This window comes from Convivina intestini (genome assembly GCF_003096575.1).
GTDB classification, from domain to species: Bacteria; Bacillota; Bacilli; order Lactobacillales; family Lactobacillaceae; genus Convivina; species Convivina intestini.
On sequence record NZ_QEKT01000002.1, the window covers coordinates 174,544 to 191,058 of the forward strand.

The 16,515-nt window shown below is 43.1% G+C and carries 12 protein-coding genes; 5 read left to right on the forward strand and 7 right to left on the reverse strand.

Annotated features, from left to right (window positions below):
• The first annotated feature begins 164 nt into the window (after positions 1-164).
• The 4 genes from C7384_RS02930 (at position 165) to C7384_RS02945 (ending at position 4,624) form a co-directional block, all read left to right on the forward strand.
• Positions 165-377 carry a DNA-directed RNA polymerase subunit epsilon gene (locus C7384_RS02930; protein WP_089938136.1) on the forward strand — a complete coding sequence of 71 codons (213 nt, stop codon included), beginning with the start codon at positions 165-167 and terminating at the stop codon, positions 375-377.
• Positions 378-380: 3 nt separating this feature from the next.
• Complete coding sequence (rnjA, locus tag C7384_RS02935) at positions 381-2,063, forward strand: ribonuclease J1 (protein ID WP_089938133.1); 1,683 nt, start codon at positions 381-383, stop codon at positions 2,061-2,063.
• A 99-nt stretch (positions 2,064-2,162) separates the two neighbouring features.
• On the forward strand, positions 2,163-3,680 hold the full coding sequence (ppcA, locus tag C7384_RS02940; protein WP_089938131.1) for a phosphoenolpyruvate carboxylase: 1,518 nt from the start codon (positions 2,163-2,165) through the stop codon (positions 3,678-3,680).
• 53 nt (positions 3,681-3,733) lie between these two features.
• On the forward strand, positions 3,734-4,624 hold the full coding sequence (locus C7384_RS02945) for a hypothetical protein (protein ID WP_089938129.1): 891 nt from the start codon (positions 3,734-3,736) through the stop codon (positions 4,622-4,624).
• 39 nt (positions 4,625-4,663) lie between these two features.
• Here C7384_RS02945 and metK read toward each other — a convergent pair whose 3' ends face one another.
• Positions 4,664-5,830: a methionine adenosyltransferase gene (gene metK, locus C7384_RS02950; protein WP_089938127.1), complete on the reverse strand. Its 1,167-nt coding sequence runs from the start codon at positions 5,828-5,830 to the stop codon at positions 4,664-4,666.
• Positions 5,831-6,068: 238 nt separating this feature from the next.
• Between metK and C7384_RS02955 the strand changes: the two genes are divergently transcribed.
• On the forward strand, positions 6,069-6,833 hold the full coding sequence (locus C7384_RS02955) for a hypothetical protein (RefSeq protein WP_089938126.1): 765 nt from the start codon (positions 6,069-6,071) through the stop codon (positions 6,831-6,833).
• A 31-nt stretch (positions 6,834-6,864) separates the two neighbouring features.
• Here the strand turns inward: C7384_RS02955 and C7384_RS02960 are convergent, their stop codons facing one another.
• The 6 genes from C7384_RS02960 to cydD all read right to left on the reverse strand — a co-directional run bounded on the left by C7384_RS02960 (position 6,865) and on the right by cydD (position 16,492).
• Complete coding sequence (locus C7384_RS02960; protein WP_089938124.1) at positions 6,865-8,004, reverse strand: CamS family sex pheromone protein; 1,140 nt, start codon at positions 8,002-8,004, stop codon at positions 6,865-6,867.
• Positions 8,005-8,021: 17 nt separating this feature from the next.
• Complete coding sequence (ligA, locus tag C7384_RS02965) at positions 8,022-10,058, reverse strand: NAD-dependent DNA ligase LigA (RefSeq protein ID WP_420838706.1); 2,037 nt, start codon at positions 10,056-10,058, stop codon at positions 8,022-8,024.
• 14 nt (positions 10,059-10,072) lie between these two features.
• Entirely contained in the window at positions 10,073-12,310 is a 2,238-nt protein-coding gene (gene pcrA, locus C7384_RS02970) for a DNA helicase PcrA (protein ID WP_089938120.1), read from the reverse strand.
• A 104-nt stretch (positions 12,311-12,414) separates the two neighbouring features.
• Positions 12,415-13,041, reverse strand: a complete 627-nt coding sequence (locus C7384_RS02975) for a glycoside hydrolase family 73 protein (RefSeq protein ID WP_089938118.1) — start codon at positions 13,039-13,041, stop codon at positions 12,415-12,417.
• On the reverse strand, positions 13,041-14,765 hold the full coding sequence (cydC, locus tag C7384_RS02980; RefSeq protein WP_089938116.1) for a thiol reductant ABC exporter subunit CydC: 1,725 nt from the start codon (positions 14,763-14,765) through the stop codon (positions 13,041-13,043). Before cydC ends, C7384_RS02975 begins: the two co-directional genes overlap by 1 nt.
• Positions 14,762-16,492 (reverse strand): thiol reductant ABC exporter subunit CydD, encoded by a 1,731-nt coding sequence (gene cydD / locus C7384_RS02985; protein ID WP_089938114.1) that lies wholly within the window; start codon positions 16,490-16,492, stop codon positions 14,762-14,764. The genes cydC and cydD overlap by 4 nt, the downstream gene beginning before the upstream one ends.
• Between the last annotated feature and the right edge of the window lie 23 nt (positions 16,493-16,515).

A 16,515-nucleotide genomic window follows, 5' to 3' on the forward strand; every position in this document is an offset into this window, starting at 1 on the left:
TTCAATTCATTGTTTAACTTCCATTATAGCAGAAACCAGCTCAATTACCAGCGATAACCGCCCTGTTCTTTTAGATAGCCAGCCCAGTTTACCCCTAGATATGGTATACTTATTCTTAAGGTTTTCGTTCGTGACAAACAAAAAAATATTATTGGAGGAACATTGTGGTTTTTAAAATTTATTACCAGGATGATATCGATCGCAATCCTAAGCGTGAAGACACACACTCTTTCTACATTGAAGCTGAAAGTCTAGCGCATGCCCGCGAAATCGTTCAAAAGAACACTAACTATAACATCGAATTTATCGAAGAACTCTCAGATAAGGCCCTAACTTACGAGCAAGCTGGTCCTGACTTTGAGATCAAAACTTTTTAACATATGACATATTCAGTTGACATTAAATCTAACGAAGTCGGCGTTTATGCACTTGGTGGTCTAGGTGAAATCGGTAAAAACACCTACGGCATTGAATACCAAGATGAAATTATTGTTGTGGATGCCGGTATCAAATTCCCCGAAGATGACCTTTTGGGAATTGATTACGTTATTCCTGACTATACTTATCTCGTTGACAACATTGACAAGGTAAAGGCGCTAGTAATTACTCACGGACACGAAGACCATATTGGTGCCATTGCCTACTTTTTACAAGCTGTTAATGTTCCTGTTTACGCTGGTCCACTGGCCATGGCCTTAATCCGTAATAAGCTAGAAGAAAAGCAATTACTCAATCGGGCCGAATTACACGAAATTACCGATGGCAGTGTGATTGATTTTGACAAAATGAGTGTCGAGTTTTTCCGTACCACCCACTCCATCCCCGATGTTTTTGGGGTAGCCGTACACACACCGGTCGGTACCATTGTGGAGACCGGTGATTTTAAGTTTGACCTGACCCCTACTACCAAGCAGCCACCTAACCTTTGGTCCATGGCTCGTATCGGACATGATGGCGTGTTACTTCTATTAAGTGATTCGACCAATGCTGAACGACCTGAATGGACTAAATCAGAAGCTTGGGTTGCCAAATCAGTTAACCGAATTTTTGATCAGTTGCAGCATGGCCGAATTATTTTTGCGACTTTTGCTTCCAATATGAATCGAATCCGGATGGCAACTGATGCAGCTATTGCCCATGGTCGTAAAATTGCGGTCTTCGGACGTTCTATGGAATCAGCCATGACCAATGGTCGTGCCCTGGGTTACTTAAATGTTCCTGATGAATATTTACTAGAACAATCCCAAATTAAAAACGTACCAGATGATGAACTATTAATTTTATCAACCGGTTCCCAGGGAGAGTCAATGGCGGCTCTAGCTCGAATTGCTGAAGGTAGTCATAAGCAAATTAAGCTTAAGCCTAAGGACAACGTGATTTTCTCCTCTTCTCCTATTCCTGGTAATACGGCTTCAGTTAACGCCGTTATTAACAAGTTAGAGGAAGGTGGCGCTAACGTTATTCACGGTAAGCTTAATAACATTCATACTTCTGGTCACGGTGGCCAAGAAGAACAAAAGTTAATGTTAGCCTTAATGAAGCCTAAGTTCTTCATGCCAATTCACGGAGAGTATCGGATGTTAAAGGTTCATGCCGGCTTAGCCCACGAACTTGATATTCCAACCGACCACACCTTTATCCTACAAAACGGTGACGTTTTAGCCCTTGATGGTGAAAGTACGCGAGTTGCTGGTCATTTCCCAGCTGAAGATACCTACATTGATGGTTCTGGTATTGGTGATATTGGGTCAGTGGTCTTACATGATCGCCAAAAGCTATCTCAGGATGGTTTGGTGATTGTTACTGCCACCATTAACCTTAAGCGCAAAGAGATTTTATCTGGACCAGATATCTTATCGCGTGGTTTTGTTTATATGCGTGAATCTGGTGACCTCATTAATGAAGGTCGTCGGGTAATCTTTTCAACCATTCGTCGCGTGATGAATGGCAAAAATCCTAACGAGTCAGAAATTCGTCAAGCCATTATTGATGACTTAGCTCGTTATCTCCATCGGGAAACTGCTCGTAAACCGATGATTTTACCAATGTTAATAATGATTTAAGAAAGTATGCTCTGTGTATCAGAGCATACTTTTTATTATAACTTTCTGGTATATTGGAACTAATACAAATCAATGAAGCTATTTGTAAAGGAGTTTCCTATGAGTGATCGTCATATTCCGGCCGTAATGGGTACACAGCATCCCGATAATGCCAACGCACCTTTCTGGGATAGTTCTCAACAGCCTTTCATCAGCGCTTACCGTGAGACACGAGAAGCCTATGAAAATTTTAAAATTTTAGACATTGAAGAATACATGTGGGATTGGGAAGGTAAACATGCCGATGCTGCCGTTATTGACCGGCTATTTTCCACCCATTATGAATATTTTAAAGGTCATCAATTAGGACGTGACAAATTTTTAACCTTCCGTTTTCCTAACATTTGGGAGGAAAAGGGCTATAACCTCATGCAAGCCATGACCGCTTTTCTGAGCTCTGAGGATTTTGCCCATGATCTTGGTTTTGATCAACGCCCCCTCTTTGAAGCAATTTTACCGATGGCTAAGCGGGCTAATCAAATCATTGAAATGCAAGATCTCTTTCAACGTTTGGCGCAGTTTAAATCTTCAACCTTTACTCCTTCTGAGGCTAATACGCCCTACATTGAAATGATTCCCCTGTTTGAGGAATTTGAAACCCAATACCATGCTCCTGAAATTTTAAAAGAATATTTACGTTTACATGAAAAGCACTTTGGGTTCCGTCCTAAATATCTGCGAGTTTTCCTAGCCGGATCTGATTCGGCTTTATCGGCTGGTTTTATGAGTTCGATTGTCGGTAACAAACTCGCGTTGGCCCGCCTGCATCGCTTTGCCGAAGAAGAAAATATTGCCATCTATCCAATTTCAGGAACCGGCTCACCAATTTTTCGTGGGGGGCTTTCTCCTCGCCGGGTAGAACGCTATTTGACAGAATTCCCGGGTGTTCGGACGGCCACAGTGCAATCAGCCTTTCGTTACGATTTTTCAATTGATGAAGCTCAAGCCGGCATTGCCTACCTTAAAGAGCACTTACCACAGGCTAAACCGTTAGAAATAAATGACCGTGATGAACAATTATTAATTGAAGTAGCCGAAAAATCAACTAAATACTATCGTGCCACCCTCGATCAGTTAATTCCCGATATGCAGCCGATTTTTAAGGCCTTTCCAAAACGACGTGATCGTCGTCAGCACGTCGGGGTCTTAGGTTATTCACGTTCGGTTGACAACATTGAACTTCCCCGGGCCATTAACTTTACCGGGGCCTTCTACTCAATTGGCGTACCGCCTGAATTTATTGGCTTTGGCCGAGCACTTCAAAGCCTAGATGCGACTCATCTATCAACTTTGGTCCGGCACTATCCAAGTATGAAAAAAGACTTTACGGAATTGGCTCGCTTTGTTAATCTAGACGCACTGGCAATTTTAAAAACCCATAGTTCCGCCTGGGCCGAGGTTGAAGAAGATATTTTGTTTTTACAAGAGCTCTTTAACTTTGAAATCAAACCAGAAACCTTAGAAGAGCAACAGCATCATGAAATTGCCTTACAAGTCGTACAATTCCAACACAGTGCGCCCGTTGCCTTAACCGCCTTGATCAACTCAATGGCTCAATTACGACATTTCTTAGGTTAAAATAAAGTCGGACCTTTTAAAAGCCCCCCTTTAACTACCAAATGGAAGCTATCATGCAGAATTTTTATGTACTCTACAGCAATTCTGAATCTGAGAACGCACAAGATTCCTTGCTGACACAAATTCAAAATACCTTTACCCAAGCCAACCGGTTAGGTTCTTGGACCCAAATGACTGACGACACAAATCCATTTTTCTGGGCCAAGCGATTAGGACGCCGAATTCCTGATACAACTGCTGATCCAGCAGTTGTTTTAGTGATTGGTTCTACCACCCTATTGACCGAAGTTGTCAACGGTCTGATTGCTGCTAAACGAACTTATCAATTACCAATAGCCCATCTTCAATTTCCAGCCACGATTGAACCTGAAGCTACTAATCAACCCAACCCCTTAATTACACAAAGCCAGTCGTTACTACAGGTTAAGCAGTCACACACCCAGTACCTGGCTCATGTAGTTGGCGCGCTGCCCAAAAAAGCCGACCGTTACTTTTTAAATCGGCTCACGGTGGGTATTAGTTTGGACTTATTTGAATCTAAGCTACCCGTTAAGGGTAATCTTTTAAATCAATTCTTTTCTTGGTGGCGTTGGTTGGAACAGTTTAACCTGCAGACTTCCTTTCCAACCTATTTAGGCTTAAAAAATCGTTATTTAAGTCATCGTAAAACTTTAACCTTTACCCTAACTAATCATCCAGATAGTGGTAGAATTACGGCCTTAATTGTCGATAAAATGAATTTCATTGGGATGTTTTTAGCTTTTTGGCAGCTCCAGCGTCAAAAGGAACCAGCCCAGGTGCATGGCTTTGAAGAAACAGAAGTTTCGGCTATGACCACTGTCCACATCGCTGATATTCAAACCGCTACGGCCGATGGTAAACGATTAGGAACCGGAACCTTTGCCTTTACTATTGATTCCTATGCCTATCCCTTTTGGTCTTAAAACCACAAAAAATCCCCGACATCTGTCGGGGATTTTTATTTAGGCCAAATGGGCTAGTTGTTTAATCTGATCAACCTTATCTAAACGTTCCCAAGGTAAATCTAAGTCGTTACGACCAAAATGGCCATAAGCAGCCGTTTGCTGATAAATCGGCCGGCGTAAATCCAATTGATTAATAATGGCTAGTGGTCGAAAATCAAAGCATTCTGACACAATTTGGTCAATTAAGGCCAAATCAACGTGTTCTGTGCCAAAAGTTTCAATATTAAGCGAAACCGGCTTAGCAACCCCAATCGCATAGGCAACCTGTAACTCAAGCTTATCGGCTAAACCGGCTGCTACTAGGTTTTTAGCCACATAACGGGCATAATAAGCCGCTGAGCGATCCACCTTAGTGGCATCTTTTCCAGAAAAAGCACCACCCCCATGATGAGCTGCACCGCCATAAGTATCTACGATCAGCTTACGGCCCGTTAAACCAGAATCAGCCTGGGGTCCGCCTAAAACAAAGCGACCAGAGGGATTGATGTAGTAATCCGTTTGATCATCCAGTAAATCACTCGGCAATACTGGGTCAATTACCTGAGCTTTAATATCGGCCCGTAATTGTGCCAACGAAACATTTTCGGCATGTTGGGTGGAAAGCACTACAGCGGCAATCCGTTGTGCCTGACCTTGATTATCGGTCTCAATGGCGACTTCGCCCTTGGCATCAGGCCGCAAATAGTCTAATTGTCCGCTTTGACGAACGTCGCGAATTTGACGCATCAATTGGTGGGATAAGTCCAAGGCTAAGGGTAAGTAGTTATCGGTTTCATTGGTTGCATAACCGTAGACCATCCCCTGATCACCGGCGCCCAATTGTTCCGGATCATCTTGGGCTTGATCAACCGCCTGGGCGATATCGCCAGATTGCTCAACAATTTTATTGGTCACATTGATGGAATCAGCTGAAAAGCCTAACTCCGGACGGTCATAACCAATAGCACGGATTGTATCTGTCGCAATTTGGCGAATATTAACATAGGCACTGGTACTTAACTCACCAAAAATGGTAACATCTCCGGTGGAAGTCGTGACTTCAATGGCAGCGCGCGCCTTAGGATCTTGTTCTAGCACGGCATCTAGAATGGCATCGGCGATTTGATCGGCAATTTTATCCGGATGGCCATTAGCAACTGATTCAGAAGTATGGTATTTTGTCATGGTAATTCCTCCAAGGTAATTGTCGAAATAAATGCTATTTAAAAACGCAACCAGACAACTGGCTGCGTTTAACAAGTTGTCTATCTTACAGAAGTACCACCGTGCAATTGCCGGCTGGTGTAGGGTCTTAATGCTGTATCACTCGCCTACTCTTGATAGCTATTTAATTTCACTAAAAAATTTTACATGATAAAATAAAAAAAAGCAATTATGTCATTTTTAAGAAGGTTTTCAATCAATGCCCCGATCACAATCAGCTCCTACCAACAGCATTCCTAGTCGTTCCAGCCGACATTTATCAGCCAATCAGCATCATTGGTTAACAATCATTATCATGGTGTTGTGCTTAAATGTTATTTGGTGGCAACAACCCATCTTTTACGAACACTTTTTAGCCCAGGCCCAACACTGGGATGTCTGGCCCCTGGTTGGCTACAGCTTCAGTGCCAGTGTTGCCATCGCCTTGATGATTCGCAGTAATTTTACCCACCGAGCTAGTTATTTCTTTCTCGTCCTGAGTATGCTGGTGATTGCTAATTCTCAGATTCGAACCCGGTTTGAAATTTTATTGCTCTTGCTATTGTTTATTTTCTTTTTATTCATGATTCCACAGAAAATTTTCCAAATTAAAAACGGCTTAGGACTCCTTGTTTTTAGCGTTTTGGCCACTTATGCTATTCCAGTTTCCATTTATTTTTTGGCCAATAACTTTATCACCCAGCTATTTTTACACCAATCTTGGATGATGCTCTTTGCCTTTTTATACTTTTTCACCCCGTTATTCTTACCAAATGCCCGGGGCCGGCTGCTTAGTTTAGCAACCATTTTACTCTTTTGGTTGGTCGTTTTAATCATTCATGGCGTCAATTTGGGTAGCTTTTTAGCCATCTTCATCAGCCTAGCGCCCTTCTTATTACAATTTAGCAAACGCTATTTTAAGCGCTGGGAACCGATGTGTGCCCTCATCTGTCTGATGCTAGCAATCTGCTTCTTATACCAATAAAAAAGGACTTCCTTTGGGAAGTCCTTTTGCTTTATAACATAGTCACAGTGAAGTTCTTATCATCGCTATTTCTAACCAGGATGGCTTGCATTTCATTAGCCGTCTGGACCACAATTCGAATTGGCACCGAATTAGGTAGGAACTTTAGCGCAGAAGCAGCCACATAGTTAGTAAAGCTATCAATTTCTGTTTGGGAGTAGAACTGGGTGGTAACCGTTACGTTCATACTTGATAACTTACCACTCTTATAATGCGCAACTGCTGTTGCACCAGCGATATTAGGGAAGAAATTGGCAATATCGGTTTTAAAGTTGGTAAAGCCATTATTTTCATCATTACCAAGGGAAGTACTACTAGTTGATTCCTTAGGTAAGACGACCGCTTCTTCGGAAATATCAGACCAAGAAGACAAATCATCACCCTTACGGCTAGTTGCTTGGGAATAGAAACTACCGGGTGCTAGAGAGTCACCGGGGGCATTTTCATACATTGCTAGGACGATTGGAATATTATCACCAACGCCTTTTTGAGCTCGGATTTCTTTTAATAGCTTGGGCGCAATTTTCTTACCGTAGGCAATCCGATCCTCTTTGGAAATATTTTGATAATAGGTGCTACCGTACTGCTCTTTTTGATAGGCATCTTGAGAGTTCATCGCCACACCCACGACCATGCCAGAAAGCTTCAATTGGTCGCCTTCCTTGGTCATGAAATCTTGTTCCGTTAGCGTTTGTACATAAATTGGTGCTCGTGAGTTATCAGTTTTGCCGTTATCTTCGGGGTTCAAACCATCACTATGATCTTTACCCTGTCGAGCTAACAAAGATGACACCTTATCAGCTGACAGATACTGTCCTTCTTGGAAGATGTAACGACCCGTTTTAAAATGTGATTTTGATAAATCTAACAAAGAAGATTCAAAATTTTTCACATCTAAGGTATTAGTTTCAGAAGTGGCAGTGATCCCACGGGCGGCACTAACTAGATAACGCCCGTCTTTAATCACCGTTTGGTACTGACCTTTAGCATTTTGAGTTAATTGAACCCCTTTTTTCGTCTGAGTGGTTGGTGTCACCTGGACCACGTTGAAAAAATATAAGCCTGCCGCAATTAGGGCGACTACCCCGACGGCAATAATGATATATCCGCGAACACTAATTCGTTTTAGCATGACGATTCCTTTTTTGCTTAATTACTTGCCTGGGCCTGCATAAAATCTTGTTCATCCCAAACTAAAATATTCAGCGCTTGTGCTTTTTCAAGCTTACTACCGGCATCTTTTCCAGCAATCACTAAATCAGTTTTAGCTGAAACTGACCCAACGACATTGGCCCCGCGGTCAGTTAACCACTGAGTTACCGCAGGACGACTGTTAAATTCTAGTTTACCAGTAAGTACGACCTTTTTACCATAGAAAAACGAATTTTCATCAGCGATTGTCTGGGTCGAAATAAATTCCTGGTTAACGCCAGCTGTCTGTAATTCATTGATGAGCTGCTGTGATTCTGGTTTGGCAAAGTATTGCACAATTGAATCCGCAATGGCTTCGCCGACGCCATCAATACTAGCTAATTCGGCTTTGGGAGCCTGAGCGATAGCAGCCATCGTCTGGAAACGCTGTGCAATCAATTGAGCGGCTTTAGCCCCCACTAAGCGAATACCTAGGCCAAAGAGCAAACGCTCCAAAGAATTGGCCCGTGAATTATCAATAGCATTTAATAAATTATTGGCCGATTTTTCCTTAAATTTATCCAATTCTAATAATTGAGATAGTTCCAAGTGGTAAATGGCGGCAACATCTTTAACAAAGCCGGCTTTTAATAGTTGATGAACCACCCGGGGTCCCATACCATCAATGTTCATGGCATTGCGTGAAGCAAAGTGGGTCAAGCCTTCTTGAATTTGGGCTCGACAGAAAGGATTAATACACCGCAAGACAACTTCGCCTTCGACATGGACTAAATGCGCCTGACAGGCCGGACAAGTCGTGGGAATGATATAGGGCTGACTATCACTTGGCCGCTTACTCAAGAGGACCTGGCCGACCTCAGGGATGATGTCCCCCGCCTTATGAAGCGTGACTGTATCTCCTAAGCGGATGCCCTTTTCCATTAAGTAATCTGGATTGTGTAGGCTAGCTCGTTGCACGGTCGTTCCGGCTAGTAAAACGGGATCCATGACGGCTGTGGGTGTCACCGCCCCGGTGCGACCAACCGTCCATTCAATGTCTTGAACCACGGTTGTGGCCTCTTCTGGTGGGAACTTATAGGCAATCGCCCAGCGTGGAATTTTAATCGTATTACCTAAATCGTATTCTAGATCTAAGGAATTAACCTTGACCACCACGCCATCAATCCCATACGATAGGCCATCCCGTTTTTGAGTATATTCATCAATGTAGTCACTGATTTCAGCCATTTTACCGATGACCCGGTTATGGTGATCAGTTGGTAGACCCAACTCGGCAAAACGTTGCAAAACCTGGTCTTGATGGGTGGCCGAAAGGACTTCCGGTTCAGCCGTGTAGTAAATAAAGGCGGATAAATTACGTGACCGGGTAATGGCTGCATTTAACTGGCGTAAAGAGCCGGCCGCCGCATTACGAGGATTGGCAAAGGGTTCTTGCCCATCAGCTTCACGTTCCTCATTTAATTTAACGAAACTGGCCTTGGGCATGTAAATCTCGCCCCGGACTTCGATATTTAGCGGTTCGGTTAATTGTTGTGGAATCGCCTTAATGGTCTTAACATTTTGGGTTACGTCTTCACCAATCCGCCCATTCCCTCGGGTGGAAGCCTGAATCAAACGGCCATTTTCATACCGTAAGGCGACTGCCAAACCATCAATTTTTAGTTCCAAATTATATTGCGGTTGCTGGCCATCTAGCGCTTTTTTAGTGCGGTCTTCCCACTCTTGTAACTCAGCCAAACTAAAGACATCCCCCAACGATAGCATGGGTGCTGGATGCGTTACCTTGGCCAAATCGGACTTAGTCTGGGCCCCACCGACATTCTGTGTGGGGGAATCTTGTTTAATAAACTGCGGAAAATGATTTTCCAAAGCCACTAAACGGGCATATAACTCATCGTAGACATGATCTTCAACTACTGGCTCATCTTTTTCGTAGTAGGCAATCCCATATTCAGTTAACAAGTCTTGGAGTTGGGCAATTTCGGTGCGTGCTTGGGCCACCGTCATTTGATCAACTGGTAATTTATCTGCCATTAAACGCATTCCTCCTAGTCTTCAGTCACTTTAGTAATGGGCGCAAAAGCGGCTAATAACTGCTTAACCCCTTCTTGAGGAAAGGCCACTTGTAGTTCTTGGTCATCTTGACTGCCACTCACTGACACAACGGTACCGATACCCCATTTTTTATGGGAAACCTTGTCGCCGGCCTGCCAACTAGTATTTTCAGCCCCGGTCGTGGCCTGGGTTACTTTTTGAACGGCACTGGCCCGATAAGTAGTAGCGGTGGCTTGTTGCAAGCGGCGACCCAGACCTGGATTAGGGTTTTGACCGCCGACTTGCTGGTCTAGTAATTCGGGTGAAATTTCATCAATGAAACGAGAAGGTGGATTAGCCTGGGTACGACCATATAGCAAACGTGAATAGGCATTGGTCAAGAAGAGCTTTTGCATGGCTCGAGTGATACCTACATAGGCTAGACGCCGTTCTTCTTCCAGCTGATCTTCGTCCTGACTGGCCCGCCCCAGTGGGAAAATTCCTTCTTCTAGGCCAATTAAAAAGACTACTGGAAATTCCAATCCCTTAGCGGCGTGTAAGGTCATTAAGGTGACAACCCCATCATCTTGTCCGACATTGTCAATATCAGACATTAAGGCTGTGGATCCCAAAAAATCAGTTAATGGATCAATGGCGTCGGGATCATCGGCTTGATATTTTTCATCAAATTCTTTGGTAACTGACAAAAATTCGTCCAAGTTTTCCAGGCGGGACTGGCTTTCAGGGTCACTTTTACTGGCCAAGCTCTTGCGATAACCACTTTTTTCCATAACCATTTCAGCTAATTCCGTAACTGATAAAAATTCAGCCTGGCGCTTTAAATCATGCATCATTTCTGCAAAAGTTAACAGCTTGGTGGCACTGCTGGCCCGAATATCGGGTGCTAATTCAATATTATCAATCGCTTTTAGGGCTGAGTAAGCCATTTGATTAGCAAAGGCGTAGAGGCGATCGACTGTCGTAGCCCCAATACTGCGTTTAGGAACGTTGACAATTCGTTCAAAGGCAGCATTATCATCTGGATTAGCAATCAGGCTCAAATAAGCCATAATATCCAAAATTTCCTTCCGGTCATAGAACTTATGTCCACCGACAATGGTATAAGGGATATTAGCTTTGACTAAGGTTTCTTCAATTCCACGCGACTGGGCGTTAGTACGGTACAAAACGGCAAAATCGCTGTAAGAAGCCTGCTCATTATCATGGCGTTTTTTAATTTGACTGAGGACAAAATCGGCTTCATCATGTTCACTTTGAGCCCGGTAATAGGTAATTTTTTCACCACTACCATTTTCAGTCCACAACTTTTTAGGAATACGCTCGTTATTGTGATTAATCACATTGTTGGCGGCATCCAAAATCGATTGGGTCGAACGGTAATTTTGTTCCAACATGACCGTCTTAGCATCGGGGTAGTCCTGCTCAAAGTTCAAAATATTGCCCATATTCGCGCCCCGCCAACCATAAATTGACTGGTCAGCATCCCCGACGACCGCCAAATTATGATGACCCTGAGCTAAAAGATGGACGATTTGATACTGGGCATCGTTGGTGTCCTGATACTCATCAACATGAATGTATTCAAATTGCTGTTGGTAGCGCTCTAAGACCGCTGGTACCTCTTGGAAGAGCCGAATGGTCAGCATAATCAAGTCATCAAAATCAACACTTTGGGCTTGTAATAAGGCCTGTTGATAATTTTGATAGACTTCAGCGACCGTTTCTTCGTAATAATTTTGAGCTTGTTTTTTAAAGGCTTTGGGTTCGATTAACTCATTTTTTGCATTGGAAATCGTCCCTAAAATACTACGAGGATCGTACTGCTTAGTATCCAAATCTAAATCATTAAGCACTCGTTTCATTAGCGTCCGCTGGGCACTAGTATCTAAAATTGTAAAGTTACGGGATAGACCAATTTGTTCCCCATCCCGACGTAAAATTCGAACGGCCAAGGCGTGAAAAGTCGAAACCCAAATCGACTGAGCCAATTCTTGATCGACTAATTGACCGATCCGTTCCCGCATTTCACGAGCAGCTTTATTGGTAAAAGTGATCGCTAAAATCCGCCAGGGGGCGACGTTTAAATCTTCGACTAAATGGGCGATTCGATGCGTCAAAACCCGGGTTTTCCCCGAGCCAGCCCCGGCCATAATTAGCAAAGGACCCTGCGTGATAGCCACCGCTTCGGCCTGTTTATCATTCATTCCTTGAGTTAATTTTTCAACGGTCATAATTACTTCCTATTCCAGAATTTCCATTCTCAATTTTATCATAATCAGGGGCGAACATCAGTTTGGTATTTGATTGAAAAAAGCCAGCAAATATCTTGCTGACTTCAAGTGGGCAAATCAAATCGTTGTAAATGCCACGTTTCAATAATATTAATAAGTTTTTGGGCATAAGCTGGATCTGTGGCATAGCCATCAGCTACCAGAGCCTGGGCGGCCTTTTTATAATCCTTAGCGGCCATCACGTGCTGGTATTGCAGGGCATTCCAAGGCGTTCCCTCTTTTAACAAACGGGCATGATCTTCCATGCTGGCCTGCCAGTTGGGATAAACCGCAAAATTATCTTTAATCACCAGCCAATGACCGTTCTCATATTCACTGGTTTCAATTAAAATACTGGCCTGATTGCCATGCGCCTTAACACCGTACAAATTATGATACTTTTGGGCTAACTCGCTTTGATTCCAATTCGATTCTAAAATAGCTTGAGCCAAACTGATTGAAGCTAAAATACCATATTTCTTTTGCATTTGACGGGCATTAGGGGCCCAGCTGGCAATCAATTCCTGATGCTGCTTGGTTTGAGCCGTTAAAGTCGGATTAAGATTAGGACCCGGTTGGCTAGGCGTTAAGATCGCTAAAATCAATAATCCCAATAGAGATCCGGCCACAATGAAATAAATTTGACGTTTTTTCTTATTTTTAGGTAATCTAAGAATTTTTCCTTGACTCATTAAAATTGATCCATTGCGTATAGTTGCTTAAAGGCTTCGGAATGCGCTAATAGTTCTGATGGCGATCCAGCCATGGTAAAGTGCCCATCATTTAGGAAATAGATTTGATCGACAGCTTCGATCCCAGTCAAATGGTGCGTTACCCAGATAATCGTTCGATCCTTTAAGGCCGTGAAAATCTGCGTTAACACCGCCGCCTCTGTTTTAGGATCTAAACTAACCGTAGGTTCATCTAAAATCACAATTGGCGCATCTTGGAGCAAAATTCGCGCTAAGGCAAAACGCTGCCGTTCGCCACCCGAAAAACGTTGTCCGGCTTCTTGCATGGGGGTTTGATAACCCTGGGGTAAAGAAGCAACTAAATCAGCTAAGCCAGCCTGTTGAACGGCTTGCTCAACTTGAACTTGACTGGCGGTTAGATTACCCATGCGAATGTTATTTTCAATCGTGGTATCAAATAAATACGACTGCTGATCCAATACGGCCATTGTTTTTGGTAATTCATCAGCTAGTTGATTGGGATTTAACCCACCAAGTGTCACTTTACCATTCGTCGGTTGTAAATCACCTGCTAGTAATTTCAAAATGGTCGTTTTACCAGCACCCGAAGGGCCTAACAAAGCCATTTTTTGGCCAGCTAATAAGTCAAAGGATAAATCATTTAAGACTAATTTATCACCATAAGCAAAGGAAACCTGGTTAAATACGACGGTCGTTGATTGGGGCTTAACTCCTGCAGTTGAATTTTGGCTAGGTTCAGGCAAGGTATTCAAGCGTTTAATGCTATCCTCATAAAATGAAGACTCACTGACTCCTTGATTAACCGCAATAAAGCTATCAACCAATGGAATAATGGCCAAAGTAAAGGCCGCGATGTAATTACTGGCCAAAAAATTATGACCAAATTGATGGGTAGCCCAAATCATGATCAAAACCATTAGTAAGAGGGATAAAAGTTGAATGGTAAAATCACGCCACCAACCAAAGGCCATCAACTTCCCCTTGACTCGGGAAAGTTTTTGCATAGTTTTCCCTTCTTGGGCAACTAAATCCGCCTGCCGCCCAGACAAAACCCAGTCCTGCATACCTAAAATGGCATCCGTCGCGTCAGTATATAAAGCACTTTGTAAAGCCTTTTGCCGGCTAACTTTCGCCCGATTTAGCGTTAGACTAGCTAACGGAATCACAATTAAAATCAAGGCTAACACCAACAGCCACAGCAACATAAAGGTCCAACTAAAGATTCCTAAACCAATGCTACTAATCAGATACAAAAGCATACCCGCCCCTAGGGGAAATAGGGTTCGTAAATATAAATTCTCTAATTGTTCCAAGTCTTCGGCTAAAATACCTAAAACTTGACCAGTTTGTAAACGACTGCGAATGCTACTAGCACTCTGCGCAGCACTTTGATACAGGCGCTGACGAGATTTAGAGACGACCCGTAAAACCCAGTTATGAGAAACTAGGCGTTCGACATAGCGAAAAACGGGCCGGGCGATTCCAAACCCCCGGGTTAATACGATAGGCACATAAATCAATAAAATATTACTGGGATGCTGGGCGGACCTAGAAATCAAATAGCCGGAAATAAACATCAAAGCTGCAGCCGCAAAGGTTGTCATAAAGCCTAAAACAATCGAACTCCACAAACCACGTTTTTGTTGGCGGAGAAAGGGCATGACCCAATGATCTTGGGCTAATAATTTTTTTAGTTCTTTCATAGATTAACCCCCTGGTGCAAGGCATCGCGCAATACGTTTAATTGACTATCGGCTTGGGCCAATAGTGCCGCTGGTCGTCCCTGCTCAACTAAATGACCATCCCGCATCACTAAGACATAGTCCATTTGCTTTAGCCAGTGTAAGCGATGGGTCGCAAACAGGACTAAATGATTTTCAAAAAGTGGTGCCATACTTTGCTTTAGCGCTAACTCGGTTTGAATATCCAAATGGGCCGTAGGTTCATCAAAGAGCAGTACTCGCCGCTTTGGGTCCAAAAACATTCGGGCCAAGGCAACTCGTTGAACCTGACCGCCCGATAATTGACGACCGCCCTCTCCAACAATAGTGGCCAAACCATCAGGTAATTCAGCCACTAATTCCGTTAAACCAGCCTGTTTGATGGCTAAATCAAAGGCTTTTTGGTCAGCCTGAGGGTAATAAAACGTTAAATTATCCTTTAAAGAGGCATGAAAAATATAAGGGGCTTGGGGTAAATAGAAAAATTGCTTCTGCCAGTCAGCTTGGGCCAAATGCGGCAGGTCTTGGCCATCAATACTGATTTGACTACCCGCTTGTGGTAATAACTGACCACCGAGCAGATTCAAAAGCGTTGATTTTCCGGAACCACTTTCGCCAACAATTGCAACCCGTTGATAACCCCGTAAATCAAAGTTCAAATCAACTAAATTCGGTTGGTCCTGGTAGGAAAAGTTTAAGTTTTTCACCTGTAAATTACTAGTCGCCTTCCATTCTGCCAAATGCAGTTGATTTTGGTCAGTCATTTCCGGCATATCTAAGACTTCTAAGACCTCGGCATAGGCATTTTTACCATCCAAGGTCGCATGGTAATCGTCAGCAAAACTCCGCAGTGGTAAAAAGTACTCGGGCGCTAAAATCAAGATGGATAAGGCAGGGAACAGGGTCATACGAGCGTTTAACAAATCCAAACCTAAGAAAACGGCCAAAACGGCAATCGATAAGGTGGTAAAGAAATCTAAGGCAAAGGTTGAGGTAATGGCAATAATTAAAGTCCGCATCGTCGTCTTACGGTAATCTTCAGAGATTTGATAAATTTCTTGTCCGTAGGCCCGTGATAACCCTAATTGCTTTAAGGTTGGCAAGCCCCGTAAGCCGTCGACAAAGCGATTATTTAAATTTTTAAAATTCTGATACTCATCGTCAGCTTTCTTTTGAGCCGCCAAACCTAAAATAATGAAAAAGATAATGATAACTGGGAAAATTAGTAGTAAGAACACGCCTTGAATCCACTTAAAATAGGTAATCGCAATTAATACAATCCAAGGAATGATTGATAAATCCCCGACCTTAATTAAGATTAGTTGAAAATAATTTTTGACATTATCCAATCCAGCAGCTAAAACACTCACAGCCTGACCCGTCCCGAATTTAGCAATTAGCGGACTGCCTAATTTGGCATACTTTTCCAATAAGGCAATTCGATAATTTTCGACCGTCTGATCGGCAAAGTTGGCCATCACATAGTTTTTTACGACTACCAGCAACTGACGTAGCCCAAAAAACAAAGTAAATAAAATCACCGGCAGGGTAATACTAGTTAGTCCCTTGCCTTCCCACAGCCACACTAAGGCCTGGGAAAGACTAATTCCCTGCCCCACAATGGCTAGGGCTTGAATGCCGGTTAGCACAATTAAATAAAGGAGGGTCACCTTAATTTTAGGAAGCGCCAATAAGCGTCGATCAAACATGAAATCACCTATTTCTTTTAACT